Annotated in this window: 15 protein-coding genes; 14 read left to right on the forward strand and 1 reads right to left on the reverse strand. The window is 29.2% G+C overall.

Annotation, left to right across the window (positions count from 1 at the left end; all coding sequences use genetic code 11):
• Nucleotides 1-67 precede the first annotated feature (67 nt).
• From recA to VJ881_00350, 11 genes are all read left to right on the forward strand, one after another.
• On the forward strand, nt 68-1,096 hold the full coding sequence (gene recA / locus VJ881_00300; protein HKL74478.1) for a recombinase RecA: 1,029 nt from the start codon (nt 68-70) through the stop codon (nt 1,094-1,096).
• Between the two features lie 143 nt (nt 1,097-1,239).
• Nucleotides 1,240-2,784 carry a ribonuclease Y gene (gene rny, locus VJ881_00305; protein HKL74479.1) on the forward strand — a complete coding sequence of 515 codons (1,545 nt, stop codon included), beginning with the start codon at nt 1,240-1,242 and terminating at the stop codon, nt 2,782-2,784.
• 74 nt (nt 2,785-2,858) lie between these two features.
• Nucleotides 2,859-3,635 (forward strand): TIGR00282 family metallophosphoesterase, encoded by a 777-nt coding sequence (locus VJ881_00310; GenBank protein HKL74480.1) that lies wholly within the window; start codon nt 2,859-2,861, stop codon nt 3,633-3,635.
• Between the two features lie 107 nt (nt 3,636-3,742).
• The gene (locus tag VJ881_00315) at nt 3,743-4,003 is read left to right on the forward strand and encodes a stage V sporulation protein S (GenBank protein HKL74481.1); all 261 of its coding nucleotides are present in this window, start codon (nt 3,743-3,745) and stop codon (nt 4,001-4,003) included.
• 136 nt (nt 4,004-4,139) lie between these two features.
• The gene (locus tag VJ881_00320; protein HKL74482.1) at nt 4,140-4,952 is read left to right on the forward strand and encodes a PHP domain-containing protein; all 813 of its coding nucleotides are present in this window, start codon (nt 4,140-4,142) and stop codon (nt 4,950-4,952) included.
• A 107-nt stretch (nt 4,953-5,059) separates the two neighbouring features.
• Nucleotides 5,060-5,716 (forward strand): MotA/TolQ/ExbB proton channel family protein, encoded by a 657-nt coding sequence (locus tag VJ881_00325; GenBank protein HKL74483.1) that lies wholly within the window; start codon nt 5,060-5,062, stop codon nt 5,714-5,716.
• Nucleotides 5,697-6,116: a biopolymer transporter ExbD gene (locus VJ881_00330; GenBank protein ID HKL74484.1), complete on the forward strand. Its 420-nt coding sequence runs from the start codon at nt 5,697-5,699 to the stop codon at nt 6,114-6,116. The genes VJ881_00325 and VJ881_00330 overlap by 20 nt, the downstream gene beginning before the upstream one ends.
• Nucleotides 6,103-7,038 carry an energy transducer TonB gene (locus VJ881_00335; protein ID HKL74485.1) on the forward strand — a complete coding sequence of 312 codons (936 nt, stop codon included), beginning with the start codon at nt 6,103-6,105 and terminating at the stop codon, nt 7,036-7,038. Before VJ881_00330 ends, VJ881_00335 begins: the two co-directional genes overlap by 14 nt.
• Nucleotides 7,038-9,050 carry a hypothetical protein gene (locus VJ881_00340; GenBank protein HKL74486.1) on the forward strand — a complete coding sequence of 671 codons (2,013 nt, stop codon included), beginning with the start codon at nt 7,038-7,040 and terminating at the stop codon, nt 9,048-9,050. The genes VJ881_00335 and VJ881_00340 overlap by 1 nt, the downstream gene beginning before the upstream one ends.
• Nucleotides 9,031-9,846, forward strand: a complete 816-nt coding sequence (locus VJ881_00345; GenBank protein ID HKL74487.1) for an S-layer homology domain-containing protein — start codon at nt 9,031-9,033, stop codon at nt 9,844-9,846. The genes VJ881_00340 and VJ881_00345 overlap by 20 nt, the downstream gene beginning before the upstream one ends.
• Nucleotides 9,847-9,861: 15 nt before the next feature.
• On the forward strand, nt 9,862-10,470 hold the full coding sequence (locus VJ881_00350) for a cell wall hydrolase (GenBank protein HKL74488.1): 609 nt from the start codon (nt 9,862-9,864) through the stop codon (nt 10,468-10,470).
• Between the two features lie 58 nt (nt 10,471-10,528).
• On the opposite strand, the gene gyrA is transcribed toward VJ881_00350, so the two are convergent.
• Complete coding sequence (gene gyrA, locus VJ881_00355; protein ID HKL74489.1) at nt 10,529-12,913, reverse strand: DNA gyrase subunit A; 2,385 nt, start codon at nt 12,911-12,913, stop codon at nt 10,529-10,531.
• Nucleotides 12,914-13,044: 131 nt separating this feature from the next.
• Between gyrA and gyrB the strand changes: the two genes are divergently transcribed.
• From gyrB to VJ881_00370, 3 genes are all read left to right on the forward strand, one after another.
• Nucleotides 13,045-14,958, forward strand: coding sequence for a DNA topoisomerase (ATP-hydrolyzing) subunit B (gene gyrB, locus VJ881_00360; protein HKL74490.1), 1,914 nt, complete (start codon nt 13,045-13,047; stop codon nt 14,956-14,958).
• Between the two features lie 32 nt (nt 14,959-14,990).
• On the forward strand, nt 14,991-16,247 hold the full coding sequence (locus VJ881_00365) for a chloride channel protein (GenBank protein HKL74491.1): 1,257 nt from the start codon (nt 14,991-14,993) through the stop codon (nt 16,245-16,247).
• 100 nt (nt 16,248-16,347) lie between these two features.
• Nucleotides 16,348-16,506, forward strand: coding sequence for a rubredoxin (locus VJ881_00370; protein ID HKL74492.1), 159 nt, complete (start codon nt 16,348-16,350; stop codon nt 16,504-16,506).
• Nucleotides 16,507-16,614: the final 108 nt, after the last annotated feature.

Consider the following 16,614-nt stretch of genomic DNA (forward strand, 5'->3'; position numbering starts at 1 on the left):
CGTTTGTTCTATAATATATATAAGAGTTGAAATTTAAATCATTATATATTTGAAAGGTGTGATATTTTTGGCTAATGATGAGAAAGAAAAAGCATTAAATAATGCAGTAAAGAGAATAGAAAAACAATTTGGTAAAGGTTCTATAATGAGATTAGGAGATACTTCTACCTTAGATGTTGATGCTATACCGACTGGAGCACTTCCTCTTGATGTAGCCCTCGGAGTTGGTGGTATACCTAGAGGTAGAATAATTGAACTTTATGGAAATGAGTCTTCTGGTAAAACTACTTTAGGGCTACATATAATAGCTGAAGCACAAAAAATGGATGGGATTGCTGCTTTTATTGATGCAGAGCATGCATTAGATCCCAAATATGCTGGAAATTTAGGAGTTAATATTGATAATCTGCTAATATCTCAACCTAATAATGGTGAAGAAGCTTTAGAGATAACTGAGGCATTAATCAGGAGTAATGCAGTTGATTTAGTAATCGTTGATTCAGTAGCAGCACTTGTTCCTAAAGCAGAATTAGAAGGTGAAATGGGAGATTCTCATGTAGGATTACAGGCCAGATTAATGTCTCAGGCAATGAGAAAACTATCTGGAGCTGTAAGTAAATCTAAAACTTCCGTAATCTTTATTAATCAAATTAGAGAAAAAATTGGAGTTATGTTTGGAAATCCGGAAACTACTCCAGGAGGAAGAGCTTTAAAATTTTATTCTTCAGTTAGAATTGAATTAAGAAGATCACAGACAATTAAAGATGGAGACGAAATAATTGGATCTCATGCTAGAGCAAAAGTGGTTAAAAACAAGGTAGCAGCCCCTTTCCGTCAGGCAGAATTTGATATAATGTATGGAACTGGAATTTCAAAATCAGGTTGTATACTTGATTTAGGAGAAGAAACTGGAGTAATTGATAGGGCTGGTTCCTGGTATTCATATGGTGAAGAAAGATTAGGTCAGGGTCGCCAAAATTCAAAAGAATTTATGGAAGAAAACCCTGAAATTATGGAAGAAATTGAAAATAATATAAGAAAAAAAGTTGGTTTACTTGATGATGAAGATGATACAGAAGAAGAATCGGAAGAATAAAATAAAAAAATCTTAAAAGTCTGCTTTTTAGCAGGCTTTTTTTTATGAGTCTTGACATAATAGGTTAAAAAGGATAAAATGTTTATAGGTGCAAATACTAGTTTTAAATGATTTATATAAATACAATTTAATAATGATAGGGGGTGAATAAAATTAATGGAGGTGTATTGTATGCCATAATCGCTCTACCAATTGGATTAATAATTGGATATTTTATTCGCAAGTATATTGCTGAAGCCCGGATCCAATCTGCTGAAGAAGAAGCTAAAAAGATAAGAAAAGATGCAGAAAGAGAAGCTGAATCTAAAAAACGTGAGTTTATTTTAGAAGCTAAAGAAGAAGCTCACAAAATGAAAGAAGAAGCAAATGAAGAAATTCAAAATAGACGAAATGAACTTCAGAGATTGGAAAACCGTTTAATGCATAGAGAGGAAAACCTTGACCGAAGATCAGAAGACTTAGAAAAGAAAAGTGATAAGTTATCTCAAAAAGAAAAAGAATTAGATAAAAAAGAACAGAAAATTGATGAAATAAAAGCTAATGCTAAAGAAAAACTAGAAAATATATCTAATTTTACTGAAGAAGAAGCAAAAAATTATTTATTAAATAAAAAAGAAGAAGAACTTGAACATGAATATGCAAAATTGGTCAAGGAAAAAGAAGCACAAGCAAAAGAAGAATCTGAGAAAAAAGCCAGAGAAATAATTTCAATGGCTATTCAAAGATGTGCGGCAGATCATGTAGCTGAAACTACTGTTTCAGTGGTTGATCTTCCAAACGATGAAATGAAAGGTAGAATAATTGGTAGAGAAGGAAGAAATATTAGGACACTTGAAAGTCTTACTGGAATTGACTTGATTATTGATGACACACCAGAAGCAGTTGTAATTTCTGGTTTTGATCCTATTAGAAGAGAAATTGCAAGAATTGCTTTAGAAAAATTAATAGTTGATGGTAGAATTCATCCAGCACGTATCGAAGAAATGGTAGAAAAAGCTGAGGATGAATTAGATAGTCATATAAGAGAATTAGGTGAAGAAGCTACATTTGATACCGGTGTTCATGGTCTTCATTCTGAACTAGTGAAAAAATTAGGTCGATTAAAATTCAGAACAAGTTATGGACAAAATGTACTTCAGCATTCACTGGAAGTTTCATATTTAGCAGGTATTATGGCTTCTGAATTAGGTGCTGATGTAAATCTTGCTAAACGTGGTGGTTTACTTCATGATATAGGAAAAGCGATTGATCATGAAGTTGAAGGTCCTCATGTTAATATTGGTATGGATCTTGCTAAGAAATATAATGAAAGTGAAGATGTAATTCACTGTATTGAAGCACACCATGGAGATGTAGAGTTTAAATCAATTGAAGCTGTTTTAGTCTCAGCAGCAGATGCAATATCAGCTGCTAGACCTGGAGCTAGAAAAGAAACTCTTGAAGCTTATATAAAAAGACTTGAAGAGCTTGAAGAAATAGGTAATTCCTTTGATGGAGTCAATAAAGCTTATGCAATTCAAGCTGGTCGAGAGATCAGAGTTATTGTTGAATCTGATAAAGTAGATGATGTTAAAGCTTCAAAATTGAGTAGAGATATATCTAAGGATATTGAAAGCAATTTGGATTATCCTGGTCAAATTAAAGTTGTTGTAATTAGAGAGACAAGAAATGTTGAATATGCAAAATAATATATCAAGAAAGCTCCTCGTTTTGAGGAGCTTTTTCTATTAAATAAAATATAATTATAGGGGTTTGGTTAAATATGAATATTTTCTTAATAGGTGATATAGTTGGAAGAGCTGGTAGACGTGCAGTAAGGAAACTACTAGATAATATTATAGATGAATTTAGTGTAGATCTAGTTATAGCAAATGGAGAAAATGCTGCTGGTGGATTTGGTATAACTGAAAAAGTTGCAAATGAATTGTATGATTATGGTATAGATGCTTTGACAATGGGAAATCATACCTGGAACAATAAAGATATTTTTAATTTTATTGATGATGATAAAAGATTAGTAAGACCATTAAATTATATGCCTGGAGTTCCAGGAAGAGGCTGGACGATTATCAAAAAAAATAATTTAAATATTGCTATTTTAAATTTAATTGGTCAAATATATATGCCAGAGGCTAATTCTCCAGTAATGGTATTTGATAATCATCTAGAAAAAATTAAAGAATCAGCTGATATGATAATAGTTGATTTTCATGCTGAAGCAACAGGTGAAAAATTAGCATTTGCAAATTATATTGATGGAAAAGTATCTTTAGTTGCCGGTACCCATACTCATGTACAAACTTCCGATGAAAAAATACTGAATAATGGTACTGGTTATATTACTGATCTTGGATTAACTGGAGCTGTTGATTCAATTCTTGGAATGAAAAAGGAAGCAGTTATTAAAAAATATAAAACACAAATGCCAGAAAGATTTTCGGTAGGTACTGGTCAGTGTCAAATTGAAGGTGCTATTTTTGAAATTGATGAAAATACAAAGGATACTGTAAATATTGAAAGAATTAGTAGAAAAGATTAAATTATATAAAAAAATTCAATAAATATGCAGGAATTTTTTCTAGATATAGCTAATATAATATATGAAGAATATTATTTTCCAAAAATTGAGGAGGGATCTATTAATTCATGGAAGTATTAAAAGTATCATCAAAATCCAGTCCCAATAAAGTGGCAGGAGCACTGGCTAATGTATTGAGGGAAAGAAATAATGCTGAATTACAGGCTATTGGTGCAGGTGCCTTAAATCAAGGAGTTAAAGCAGTAGCAATAGCAAGAGGCTTTGTAGCACCTAGTGGTATGGACCTTATTTGTATTCCCGCATTTACTGATGTTGAAATTGATGGAGAAGAAAGAACGGCAATAAAATTAATTGTTGAACCTCGTTAATAAAAAAACAAATATGAATTTAATAAAACTGTCTGATATTAATATCAGACAGTTTTTTGGTTTTAAAAAATAAAGTTATATGATACTATATTATAGTGGGAATGATAATATTTAATTTGGAAGTGGTGATTATTTTATGTCTGTAGATCTTCATCTTCATACAAAAGCTTCTGATGGAAGTTTAAGTCCTAAAAAAGTTGTATATAAAGCAAAAAAATTAAACTATAAGGCTATTTCAATTACAGATCATGATACTGTTAGTGGATTAGATGAAGCAATCAAAAATGGTAAAAAAATAAATTTAGAAATAATTCCTGGAATAGAATTTAATACAAAATATAAAGGATTTGAAGTTCATATTTTAGGCTATTTTATTGATTATCACAATAAAAGTTTAATTAATGTCACTAAAAAATTACATGATTCTAGAGTAAAAAGAGTAAAAAGGATTGTAAATAAATTAAATGAAATGGGGATTAAAATAACTAATAATGATGTTTTTTCATTATCTGATGGAGGTGCTGTAGGTCGTTCACATGTAGCTAGAGTTTTAAAAAACAAAAATTATGTAGAAACTTTTTCGGAAGCTTTTGAAAAATATTTAGCTATTGGTAAAGAGGCTTATGTTGAAAGATATCGCTTAAAACCAGATGAAGCTATTATTATTATTAAAAAAGCTGGTGGTATTCCTGTTTTAGCACATCCTGGATTAATAGAAAATGATAAAATAGTAAATAAAATACTATCAATGGGCGTTGAAGGTATTGAAGCATATTATTATGAACATAATTTAAATGAAACTAATAAATATATTAAATTAGCAAATGATAATGATTTATTAATAACAGGGGGATCAGATGATCATGGTCCTGGCAATAAAGATGGAGCTCGATTGGGTAAAATGAAAATTGATTATAAATTGGTTGAAGCACTAAAAAATTCAATATGATATTTTAGTTCAAAACTCTCTTTTCTGCCTAAGAGGCAGGAATCTAATTATCTGTGTAGAAATTAGTAATAAGGGAAAATAAGAAGAAAATAAAAGGAGTGGTTTTAATGAATATATTTAGTTTTCAGAAAATAATGGATTTATTAGCCTTAGGAGGACCAATGTCAATACCGCTTTTAATTGCATCAATTACAAGTTTGGCAGTTATTATTGAAAAATTAATATTTTTTGCTAAACATAAAGATAATGGCTTTCGATTAATTAAAAAAATAGAAATGTTAGTTGATGAAGGTGATATTATGGGTGCTTTAAATGAACTAAAAGGTAAAAAAGGACCAAACGCAAAACTTTTATCAACTGCATTGGCTCATTATAGTGAAGATCCTGATCGAGTTAGGGAAGTAATGCAGGCAGTTGGAGAAGATGAAATAAAGAAAATGGAGAAACATTTAGCAGTTTTAGATGTAATAGCTATGATTTCTCCACTCCTTGGTTTACTTGGAACAGTGTTAGGTATTATTAGTAGTTTTAATATTTTAGGAACAGCTGCAGGAGCAGCCGCTCCATCACAAATTAGTTCAGGAATTGCAGCGGCTTTAATAAGTACTGCTTTAGGTTTAATAATTGCTATTCCTACAGCAATATTTTATTCATATTTTACTAATAAGGTTGAAAAAAGAGCACATGAAATGAATCTCAGTATGGTTGATATAATTGAAGTAGTTTCTGATAGGGGGCAGGATAATGTTCAAACCTACTCTTAAAAAGAAGTCATCAATAAATATTATACCTATGATTGATGTTATTTTCTTTCTTTTAGTATTTTTTATGCTATTTACTTCTTTTCGTTCTACCCCTGAGGGTTTAGATATGCAATTACCTAAAGCCGTTACTACTACTCAACAAACTGAAAACAATATTATTATTAATGTTACTGAAGATGGTGAGTATTTTTATCAAAATAATAATATTTCTTTAAATAGTTTAGGGGAAAGAATTAAAAATGAACATGAAAATTTAGGAGATTTGACTGCTATTATAAATGCAGATGAGGAGGTAAAATATAGATATGTTGTTGATGTCATGGATAATTTGCGAAATGCAGGAATCTATAAATTAGCCCTTGCTGCAGAACCAAAGGGGGAGGAAGATGAAGGAGAATAAATTATTTAAATATATAGTGATATCTATATTGATTCATGCTTTAATTTTATTCGCATTTCCTCTTGCTAATCAAGCTGGGTTTGGAGAAAAAAATGAAACTCAAGATTTTGGTTTTATTGAATTAGTAGAATATAAACCCATTACTCAAACCAGTCAGGAAGCTGGTGAAAAGCAAAATTCTGAAGATAAACGTGAAAAAGAAGAAACTATAGAAGAAGATCAAAATATTGAGGAAATTGAGGAAGAGGAAAATAATATTGAAATTGATGAAGAAACAGAAGAAATAAAAAAAGATGAAGCACAAGAAACAACTGTTGAGAAAGTAAATGAGCAAGAAAGTCAAGAAGTACAAAATGAAACAGAAGAAGTTGAAGAAGTTAATGAAAATACTGATTCTACATCTAAAAATAACAATTCTGAAGTAATAAGTAGTGAAGAAAGCGATATTGAAATGGAAGTTGAAGATAAATCTCAGAATAATGATGAAAATGTAACTAATCAACAAAATGAAGAAGAAACTGAGACTAATACTGATACTAAAAATAAGCCTAATCCTTCAGAAGAAGAACAGGAAGAAGAGGAAGCTCCTCCACCTCCACCAACATCTGGAGAACTTATTGCCAAGTCAATCACCCCTCAATACCCTAAAGATCTTGTCGGAGAAAATGAAAAAGGAACAGTTAAATTTGTTGTAAATATAGATAAAACTGGTGAATTATTAAGTCTAACAATGACAGATTCTTCCGGTATAGAACAAATAGATAAAACATCAAGATTGGCAATAGAGCGAGGTTGGGAATTTAAATCATATAATATGCCCTATAGTATTCCAATAGTAGTTGATTTTAAAATTAATGAAGCTGGTAATCCTGTAATAGATCTTAATTTAGGTGAAGTAGACTTTAAGGAGGTGAATAATTAATGGTTTTATCAAATAAATATAATATTTTAATTTTATTAATTATTTTTATTTCAATATTTTCAGGTATTTCAGTTGCACAAGAAAATATTGAAACTAGAGTAGATGAATATAATAATTTGAGAATGACCAATGAATATATTGCTATTGTTATAAATCAAAATGATAATTCAAAAGGAAGATTTGCAGTTGAAACTACAGGAGGAGCACCTTATAAAGAAAGTGATAAAAATAAACCTTTAGTATATGGAAGACCTAATCCCTGGACTTCATATACAACTATTAGAATTAATGAAGAAAATTATGTTTTTGGAGGAAATACTGAAAGAAGAGCAGGAAAAAACGCAGACTATGGAGAAATGATAACTGCTCCAAAAGTTGAAGATGGTACTATAAAGACAACTTATAAGATAAATGATATAAATATTGAACAAAATTTATCTATTGTAAAAAGTACAACGACTGGATTATACGATACTGCTCAAATAAAATATAGATTGACTAATAATAGTAATCAAAGTAAAAATATAGGTTTAAGAATTATGCTGGATACTATGTTAGGTGAAAATGATGGAGCCCCTTTAAGAATGGGGGAAGAGGCTATCACTAGTGATAAATTATTTCCAAAAAATCAATTGTCAAATTTTTATCAGGCATTTGATAGTATTAGTGAACCCAAAGTTACTTCCCAGGGTACTTTGAAAGGACCAGGAGTTACTGTTCCTGATAAAGTGTATTTTTCTGACTGGGGAAGCCTGGCTGATGGAAGCTGGGATTTTGATTATAATCCTGGTGAAGATTTTATCAGAAAAGGTGGCTATGAAGTTGATAGTGCAGTAGCTATGTATTGGGAAAATAATGAATTAGCACCTGGTGAAAGTAAGATTTTTATAACCAATTATGGACTTGGTGGAATTTCAATTGTTCCAGGATTATTATCTTTAGGTGTAACATCACCTGCTGAATTTGTATTTGACAAACCTGATAAAAGTTTTCCAGTTATTGCCTATATAGAAAACACTTCTGATATTGAAGCAAAAAACGTTAATGTTAATTTAAATATATCTGATAACTTTGCTGTAAAAGAAGTAAAAAAAGATCTTGGTAATTTAAAATCTGGTTCTATTAGACAGGTAGAATGGCAGGTAAAACCAAAAGTATTAGATATTTATCAAAAACAGGATTCTACTGAATTTTCTGTTGAGGTTAAAGCAGATAATACGGATTCAAATAAAGTAAGAAGATCAATTGATTTAGTAGGTCCTCCAGGTCTTAATACTTCTGTGAAAGTAAATGATGAGTTAACAGTAAACAAAGGAAGAATTATCCCAAATCCGTTTACTATTACTGCTGAAGTGGCGAATAATGGAGGATCAACATTATATGATACTTATAGTGAAATAGTTTTACCACCTGGTATAACTTTAGCAAGTTATGAAAAAACAAGTAAATTTTTAGGACCTGTTAAACCTGGAGAAAAAATTAAAATAAATTGGGAAGTAAAATCTTTAAATGTTGAAGGTGGATTTGAATATGCAGTAGTTACTGACGGTCTACATGGTTATAGTCAAACTGCAAAAGAAGAAATTAATCTTCCTGGTTTAAAACCTACATTATATTTTAAAACAAATAAAAATCCAGTAGAAAACAATTTAATTACAGTAGATATATGTGCTGAAAATTTTGAACGAATTAAAAATATGGACCTTAGAATTTCTTTTGATGAAGAGAAATTAAAAGCTATAATGGTATATCCAGGTGATATTTTTGTTAAAGATGGTGAAATTGTTAATTGGAATTCAGCTGAAATAAAAAGTAATGGTATAATTCAATTAAAAAATATTTTACCTGATAATCATAATGGAAATATTTTGGGAAGTATTCAGTTTAGAATTAAAGAAGGTAATGAATTACCTATAAACTGGCATCAATTATTTTTTGCTGATTCTGAAGGTAATGAAATAAAAATAGAAAATATAAAAGGAGTGTTTGTTGATGAAGAAAATATTCAGTAGTCTTGTTATTTTGTTATTTATAATTACTGTTTTTTCAATTTCAGTTAATGCTGCTGAAATTGAAGATATTTCAAAAGATCATTGGGCTTATGATAGTGTACAAAAATTGATTAACAGGGGATATTTAACTTTATATGAAGATGATACTTTTAAAGGTGAAAATAAAGTTTCGCGTTATGAATTAGCTACTATATTGGCCAGAATGTTAGATGACCTTCAAACAAGTGATGTACAAATTACTGAAGATGATACTGATGAAATAAGAAAATTGTCTCTGGAGTTTAGAGATGAATTAGTGGAAATTGCTAAAAAGCAGGAAGATATTTTTAATAATTTAGAAAATAATAAAGAAAAAAATGTTGTACAAACTGAAGCTATTGGTGAAAATCGCGAAATAATTAACAATAATAAAGAAGAAATTAATAACATCATTGAAACAATTAATAAATTGAAAAACTTAAGTAATGAAATTGAAAAATTAAATAAAGAACTAAAAGACCAAACTATCACTATTAATAATTTAGAAGAAAAGTTAAAAGAAAATGATAATGATATTAGTGTAATAAATGAGGATTTGAAAAATATAGGTGAGGATTTAGGAAATCAAGAAGCAATTCAAAATATAAAAGACCAACAGGCTGTTACTGTAACTAATGTAGATAGTTTAAATAGTAAGATAAATTCTTTAAATAGAAAAATTGAAGATCAAAATAAAAACATTGAAGATTTGAAACAACAAAATCAACAACAAAGATTATATTTTATTGCTTTAGCCGCTGCAATGTTAATCTTTTAACCTTTGGTGATATAAATGAATAAAAAAATATTAAAAACAAGTGATAATCTTATTATATTTTTAGTAATAATATTGACAATTAATTTTATATTTTTACCTGCCTTTTCTTTAAAAGCCAGGGCTGAGGATTCTATTAATAAAGAAGATATATACACAGGTATAGGTGTAGCTGTTTTGTTAGTAATAATATCAAAAATAGCAGAAAATAATAATAAAGTATCAGAAACAACTAATAATTCAAGAGTAAATATTGATTATGAAAATCTTGATAATAAAGATGTAGAAATTCTAGCAAGAGCTATATATGCTGAATCTAGAGGAGAACCATATAAAGGCCAGGTAGCGGTTGGAGCTGTAATTTTGAATAGAGTTAAAAGCGCCAATTTCCCTAATTCTATTGAAAAAGTAGTTTATCAGGATGGACAATTTTCTTCAGTTCAGGATGGACAGATCAATCTTTTACCTAATAAAACTGCCTTAAATGCTGCCAAAGAAGCAATAAACGGTAAAGACCCAAGTAAAGGGGCTCTATATTTTTATAATCCAAAAACTGCAAAAACACTCTGGTGGCTTAATACAAGAGATAAATTAACTGAAATAGGTAATCATGTTTTTGCGAAATAAAATATTATTAGAAAATTAAGATTTAAGCCCCTTGTAATAAAGGGGCTTTTTTTAGTGATTAACTATTATCTTTATCAGTGTTTGGTATGATTTTAACTTCTTTTATTTTATCATTATTATTTATATCAATTAATTTGTACATATATCCAGGCCTTTCTACTTCTGTTATTTTGTCAATTGAAATTTCATGCATATTTTCTTCAATAGTTGTAATTAATAAATTTTCATTTTTATTTGCTAATACTACAGAATGAATAGAATAGTTACTGGCTGCAGCTATATTCAAACCTTTTCCATTTCTATTTTGTGGTTTAAAATGTTTTTTATGAGAACGATGACCTTTACCAGATTCTGTCACTGCAATAACATAATTTTTATTATCAACTTTACCCATATTTAATATACTATCTTTGTTTTCTAATTTCATCCCTCTACTACCTTTGGTATTTCTACCGGTATCTGAAAAAGAATCTGCAGCGAATCTAATAACTTTACCATTACTACTTGCCATCATGATGTCTGAATTATCATTTATAATCGTCATACTTACTACTTTGTCCTTATTATTAAGTTTAATAGCTTTAATTTTAGTATAATTAGTTTTATATTCACTAATTTTTGTCTTTTTAATCATTCCTTTTTCGGTTGCTAAAGCTATATATTTATCCTTATTTTGTTTATTAATACATGTCATACCAATTATATTTTCTTTAAGTGGTATTTTTAAATATTTCTTGAGGTTTTCACCAGTAGAAAGCCCGTGATGTTCTGACAATTCATGGACTTCGAGGGTATAGACCTGACCCGTGTCAGTAAAGAATAGCAGATTATCAAAAGTTTTTCCTTCAACAATATTTATTATATAATCATTTTTAGCTGCTCTTACATTATCAAAATTATCAGTTCTTTTAATTTTATTTCGGTGTGAAAGTGAAATTACTGCTTTTTTAACTTTAATTAAATCTTTTTTATTAATTATTGCTTTATCTTCATTTTCTATTATTTCGGTATTTCTATCATCTCCATATTTTTCCTTTATTTCTTTTAATTCTTTACGTAATAACTTATCTAAAACTTCCTTTTCATTAAGAATATTATTATATCTGTTTATTTTATCCTCAAGTTCTTTTGCTTCAGTTTTCAATTTTTCAGTTTCCATTCCAACTAACCTTTGTAATCTCATACTTAAAATAGCTTGAGCCTGTTCTTTAGTAATAAATAATTTTTCTATTAATTTTGTTTTGGCTTCTGAAGTAGATTCAGAATTTCTAATAATTGATATTACTAAATCAAGTTTATCAATAGCTTTTATTAAACCTTCAACAATGTGATATCTGTTTTCTGCTTTATTTAAAAGGTATTTAGTTCTTTTGGAGATTACTTCTCTTCTGAAATCAAGAAAATGATTTAACATTTCTTTTAAAGTCATTACAACTGGTCTATTATTATGCAGAGCAAGTAAATTTATCCTATATGATTTTTGTAATGAACTATATTTAAATAATCTATTAAGAATTATTTCGCTTTCTGCCCCTCGTTTTAAATCAATTGCAATTCTCAATCCATCTTGATCAGATTCATCTCTAACATCTGAAATGTTGGAGACTTTTTCTTTTTTTACTAAATTGGCTATTTCTTCGATTAGTTTTGCTTTATTAGTTTGATAGGGCAATTCAGTTATAATAATTTGTTTTGTACGACCACTTTTTTCTATTTTACTTTTTGCTCTTAAGGTAATTTTGCCTTTACCAGTTTCATAAGCATTCTTTATTCCATCAGCACCAATGATTTTAGCTCCTGTAGGAAAATCTGGTCCTTTAATTTTATCCATAATTGTTTCTAATCTGGCATTAGGATGGCGAGACATATGTAATAAAGCGTCAATAACCTCAGTCATATTGTGAGGAGGAATATCAGTACTCATTCCAACAGCGATTCCACTGGCACCATTAACAAGAAGATTAGGAACTTTACTTGGTAAAACCTCTGGTTCTTTTAATGAACCATCAAAATTATCAGTAAACCCTACAGTATCTTTTTCTATATCTTCTAATATATCAGCAGATAATTCAGTTAGTCTGGCCTCTGTATAACGCATAGCAGCAGCACTATCGCCATCGATTGATCCAAAATTACCATGTCCATCAATTAAAGGATAATGTAGATTAAATGGCTGTGCCATACGTACCATAGCATTGTAGACTGCATTGTCGCCATGAGGATGATATTTACCCAATACTTCACCGACTATTCTAGCTGATTTTTTGTGGGATTTTTTGTGGGTCAAACCAAGTTCATTTGATGCATATAATATCCTTCGGTGAACTGGTTTTAAACCATCTCTAACATCTGGCAAAGCACGACTAACAATTACACTTAGTGAATAACTTAAATAAGAATCTTTCATTTTATCTTCAATAGTAACCGGAGTTATATCTGACATAATAAAATTCTCCCTTCAATTTTCTAAAATTAATAATAAAAGTCCGTATTTGATATTATACATCATTTCCTGGAATCATTGCAAGAATAGCTATGTAATGATATAATAATACCGCAAAGGATGGTGGGAAAATGTCATTAATAGATGAAGAAATTTATAATGCAGATAAGATACAAGTTTTAGAAGGTTTAGAAGCTGTAAGAAAAAGACCAGGAATGTATATTGGAAGTACGGGGATTAAAGGGCTTCATCATCTTGTTTGGGAAGTAGTTGATAATAGTATAGATGAATATCTTGCTGGATATGGTGATAAAATAGAAGTAATAATTAATAAAGACAATAGTATAACAGTACATGATGAAGGAAGAGGAATACCTGCTGATACTCATTCAGATACCGGATTAACAGCAGCTCAGGTTGTTATGACTACTTTACATGCTGGAGGTAAATTTAGTAATAATAGTTATAAAGTATCAGGTGGTTTGCATGGTGTTGGTGTTTCTGTGGTTAATGCTCTTTCTGAATGGTTAACATTAACAACTTACTGGGAGGGGCATAAATATAAGCAAGGATATGAAAAAGGTTTACCAGTAGGTGAATTAGAAAAATTAGAAAAGACTAATAAAACTGGTACTACTATTACCTTTAAACCTGATCCGGAAATTTTTGAAAAGGTTGAATATAAGTTTGAAACTCTTGCTCATAGACTACAGGAATCTGCTTATCTCAATAAAGATTTAACTTTAATTCTTACAGACAAAAGAAAAGAGGAGAAAAAAAGAAAAGAATTTCATTATCAAGGTGGAATAAGAGCTTTTGTTGAATTTTTAAATAAAGATAGGAATTTAATTAATGAAAAAGTAATTTATTTTGAAAAAGAAATAAATGAGTATTATTTAGAAGTTGCTATACAATATAATGAAGGTTTTAACGAAAGGATTTATACATATGCTAATAATATAAATACTACTGAAGGTGGTTATCATTTAACTGGATTTAAAACAGCCTTAACTAAATCAGTTAATAATTTTGCTAAAAGAAATAATATGCTTACTAAAAAGGTGTCATCTCTTAGAGGTAGTGATGTAAGAGAAGGAATAACTGCTGTGATTAATGTTAAATTACCTGAACCCCAATTTGAAGGACAGACTAAATCTAAATTAGGAAATAGTGAAATAAGAAGTATTGTAGAAAGTGCATTATATGAATACCTTAATTTATATTTTGATTCAAATCCAGAAATAGCTAAAGAAATTGTAGATAAAGCACTTCAGTCTGTAAGAGCGAGAAAAGCTTCAAAAAAAGCTAGAGAATTAACAAGAAGAAAAACTGCTTTAAGTTCAAATTCTTTACCTGGTAAATTAGCAGATTGTAGTAGTCGTGATCCTGAAAAAGGAGAATTATTCTTGGTTGAGGGTGATTCTGCTGGTGGTTCAGCCAAACAGGGACGTCAGAGAAAATTTCAGGCTATTTTGCCTTTAAAAGGAAAAATAATGAATGTGGAAAGAGCTAGATTAAATAAAATATTAAATAATACTGAAATTGCAACAATTATTACTGCTTTAGGTACAGGAATTGGAGATGAATTTGATCTAAGTAATTTAAGATATCATAAAATAATAATTATGACAGATGCTGATGTAGATGGTGCTCATATTTCTACATTAATTTTAACATTATTTTATCGTTATATGCCAGAACTGATTAAGAATGATCACGTTTATATAGCACAACCCCCACTTTATAAAGTAAGTTGGAAAAATGAACACCGCTATTTATACCGGGATTCAAACCTGGAGAATTTTAAAAATGAAAATCCTGATCTTAATTTTGAGATTCAGCGATATAAGGGTCTTGGTGAAATGAACCCAAGACAGTTGTGGAAAACAACAATGAATCCTGAAAACAGAAAATTACAAAAGGTAGAAATTGATGATGAAATAGAAGCTGATGATGTTTTTACCAGACTAATGGGGTCTAAAGCAAGTTTAAGAAAACAGTTTATATTCAAAAATGCTGATATGGTAAAAGAATTAGATGTTTAATATAATATAAAACCAAAAGAATGTGATAATTCATGAAAAAAAACATAAAAAATAATAGTTTATTAATATTTATTGCTATTTTAATAGGTGTTTTAGTATCCTTATTATCTTTAATTTATGCTGAACTTATAACTTTTTTGGAAGATAATTTGTATAAAACTTTTTTAAATACTTACTTAATTATTTTTATTCCGGCAATAGGTGGTTTATTAGTTGGAATTTTATTAAAATACAATGCTTTAAATGCTAGGGGACATGGCATTCCAGCAATTTTACAGACAATTAAAACTAAAAAAATACATTTTACTTTTCGAGATTTATGGGTTGAAGGATTTGCTTCAGCTCTTACCATTGGAACAGGTGGATCGGCGGGTAGAATTGGACCTTTAGTAGAAATTGGTGCTGGAATGGCAGATTTGATTGATAAAAAGTTTGATTTTCCTCAAGATATATATCAAGTACTTTTAGGTTGTGGTGCTGCAGCTGCTATAGCTGCTGTGTTTAGTGCTCCACTTGGAGGAATTGTTTTTTCAATGGAAATTTTGTTCAGAGATTTAGAATTAAAAAAAATAACTTTAGTAATAATTAGTGCTCTAAGTTCTTATATTTTTACTAATACTATATTTAATTTAAATCCAATATTTAATATACCTGTTTTTAATGTCAATTCATCCTATGAATATCTTTTATTTGTAATTTTAGGTATTATAATCGGAATAATTGGCTATATTTTTGTTAAAAATTTATATTTGATTTCTATTTTTTTCAACAATCTAAAAATACCATTATGGATAAAACCTACTTTAGGTGGGTTAGTTGTTGGAATAACAGGTTATTATCTCCCTCAAATTATGGGAACTGGAATAAATATAACAAATGAAATATTTCTTAATGATCATCTAATATTATTAATGATATTTATAATTATTTTCAAATTGATAATGACCGGTATAACATTAGGTTCAGGTGGTTCAGGAGGAATATTTGCTCCAATTTTGATGATTGGAGGATTAAGTGGATTCGTATATGCTATATCAATTAATAAATTGTTTCATAACTTTATTATATCAAATATATCTTATGGAATAATAGGAATGGCATCAGCATTGGGGGCTATTACTCAAGCTCCTTTTACTGCTTCACTGATTGTATTTGAACTTACTGGTGATTATAATACTATAGTACCTTTACTTTTTGCTTCTGTAATTTCTTCAATTGTATATAGTAAATTTATAGAGGAATCAGTATACTCTCCAAAATTATTTAAAAGATTTCCTAAAAATGATTAAACATGTATATAAAATTATACATATTTATTAAAATATTGACAATGATAAAATTTATGTTATAATTTAAATAATAATAATTACTAGGGAGGGAGGTATTTCTATGCAAAAATATGAATGTACAGTATGTATGTATGTTTATGATCCTGAAGAAGGAGACCCTGATAATGGGGTAGAACCAGGAACCCCTTTTGAAGAACTTCCTGAAGATTGGGTATGTCCTGAATGTGGAGTAGGAAAAGATATGTTTGAACCTGTATAATATAAAAATTTAACATAAAGATTAAATTAGCCGGGGTAACCCGGCTCTTTACATTTAATATTTAATATAGTATAATTACCACAATATATAATGTTAGGGGCGATTTAT

The sequence above is a fragment of the Halanaerobiales bacterium genome (genome assembly GCA_035270125.1).
Taxonomy (GTDB): Bacteria; Bacillota; Halanaerobiia; order Halanaerobiales; family DATFIM01; genus DATFIM01.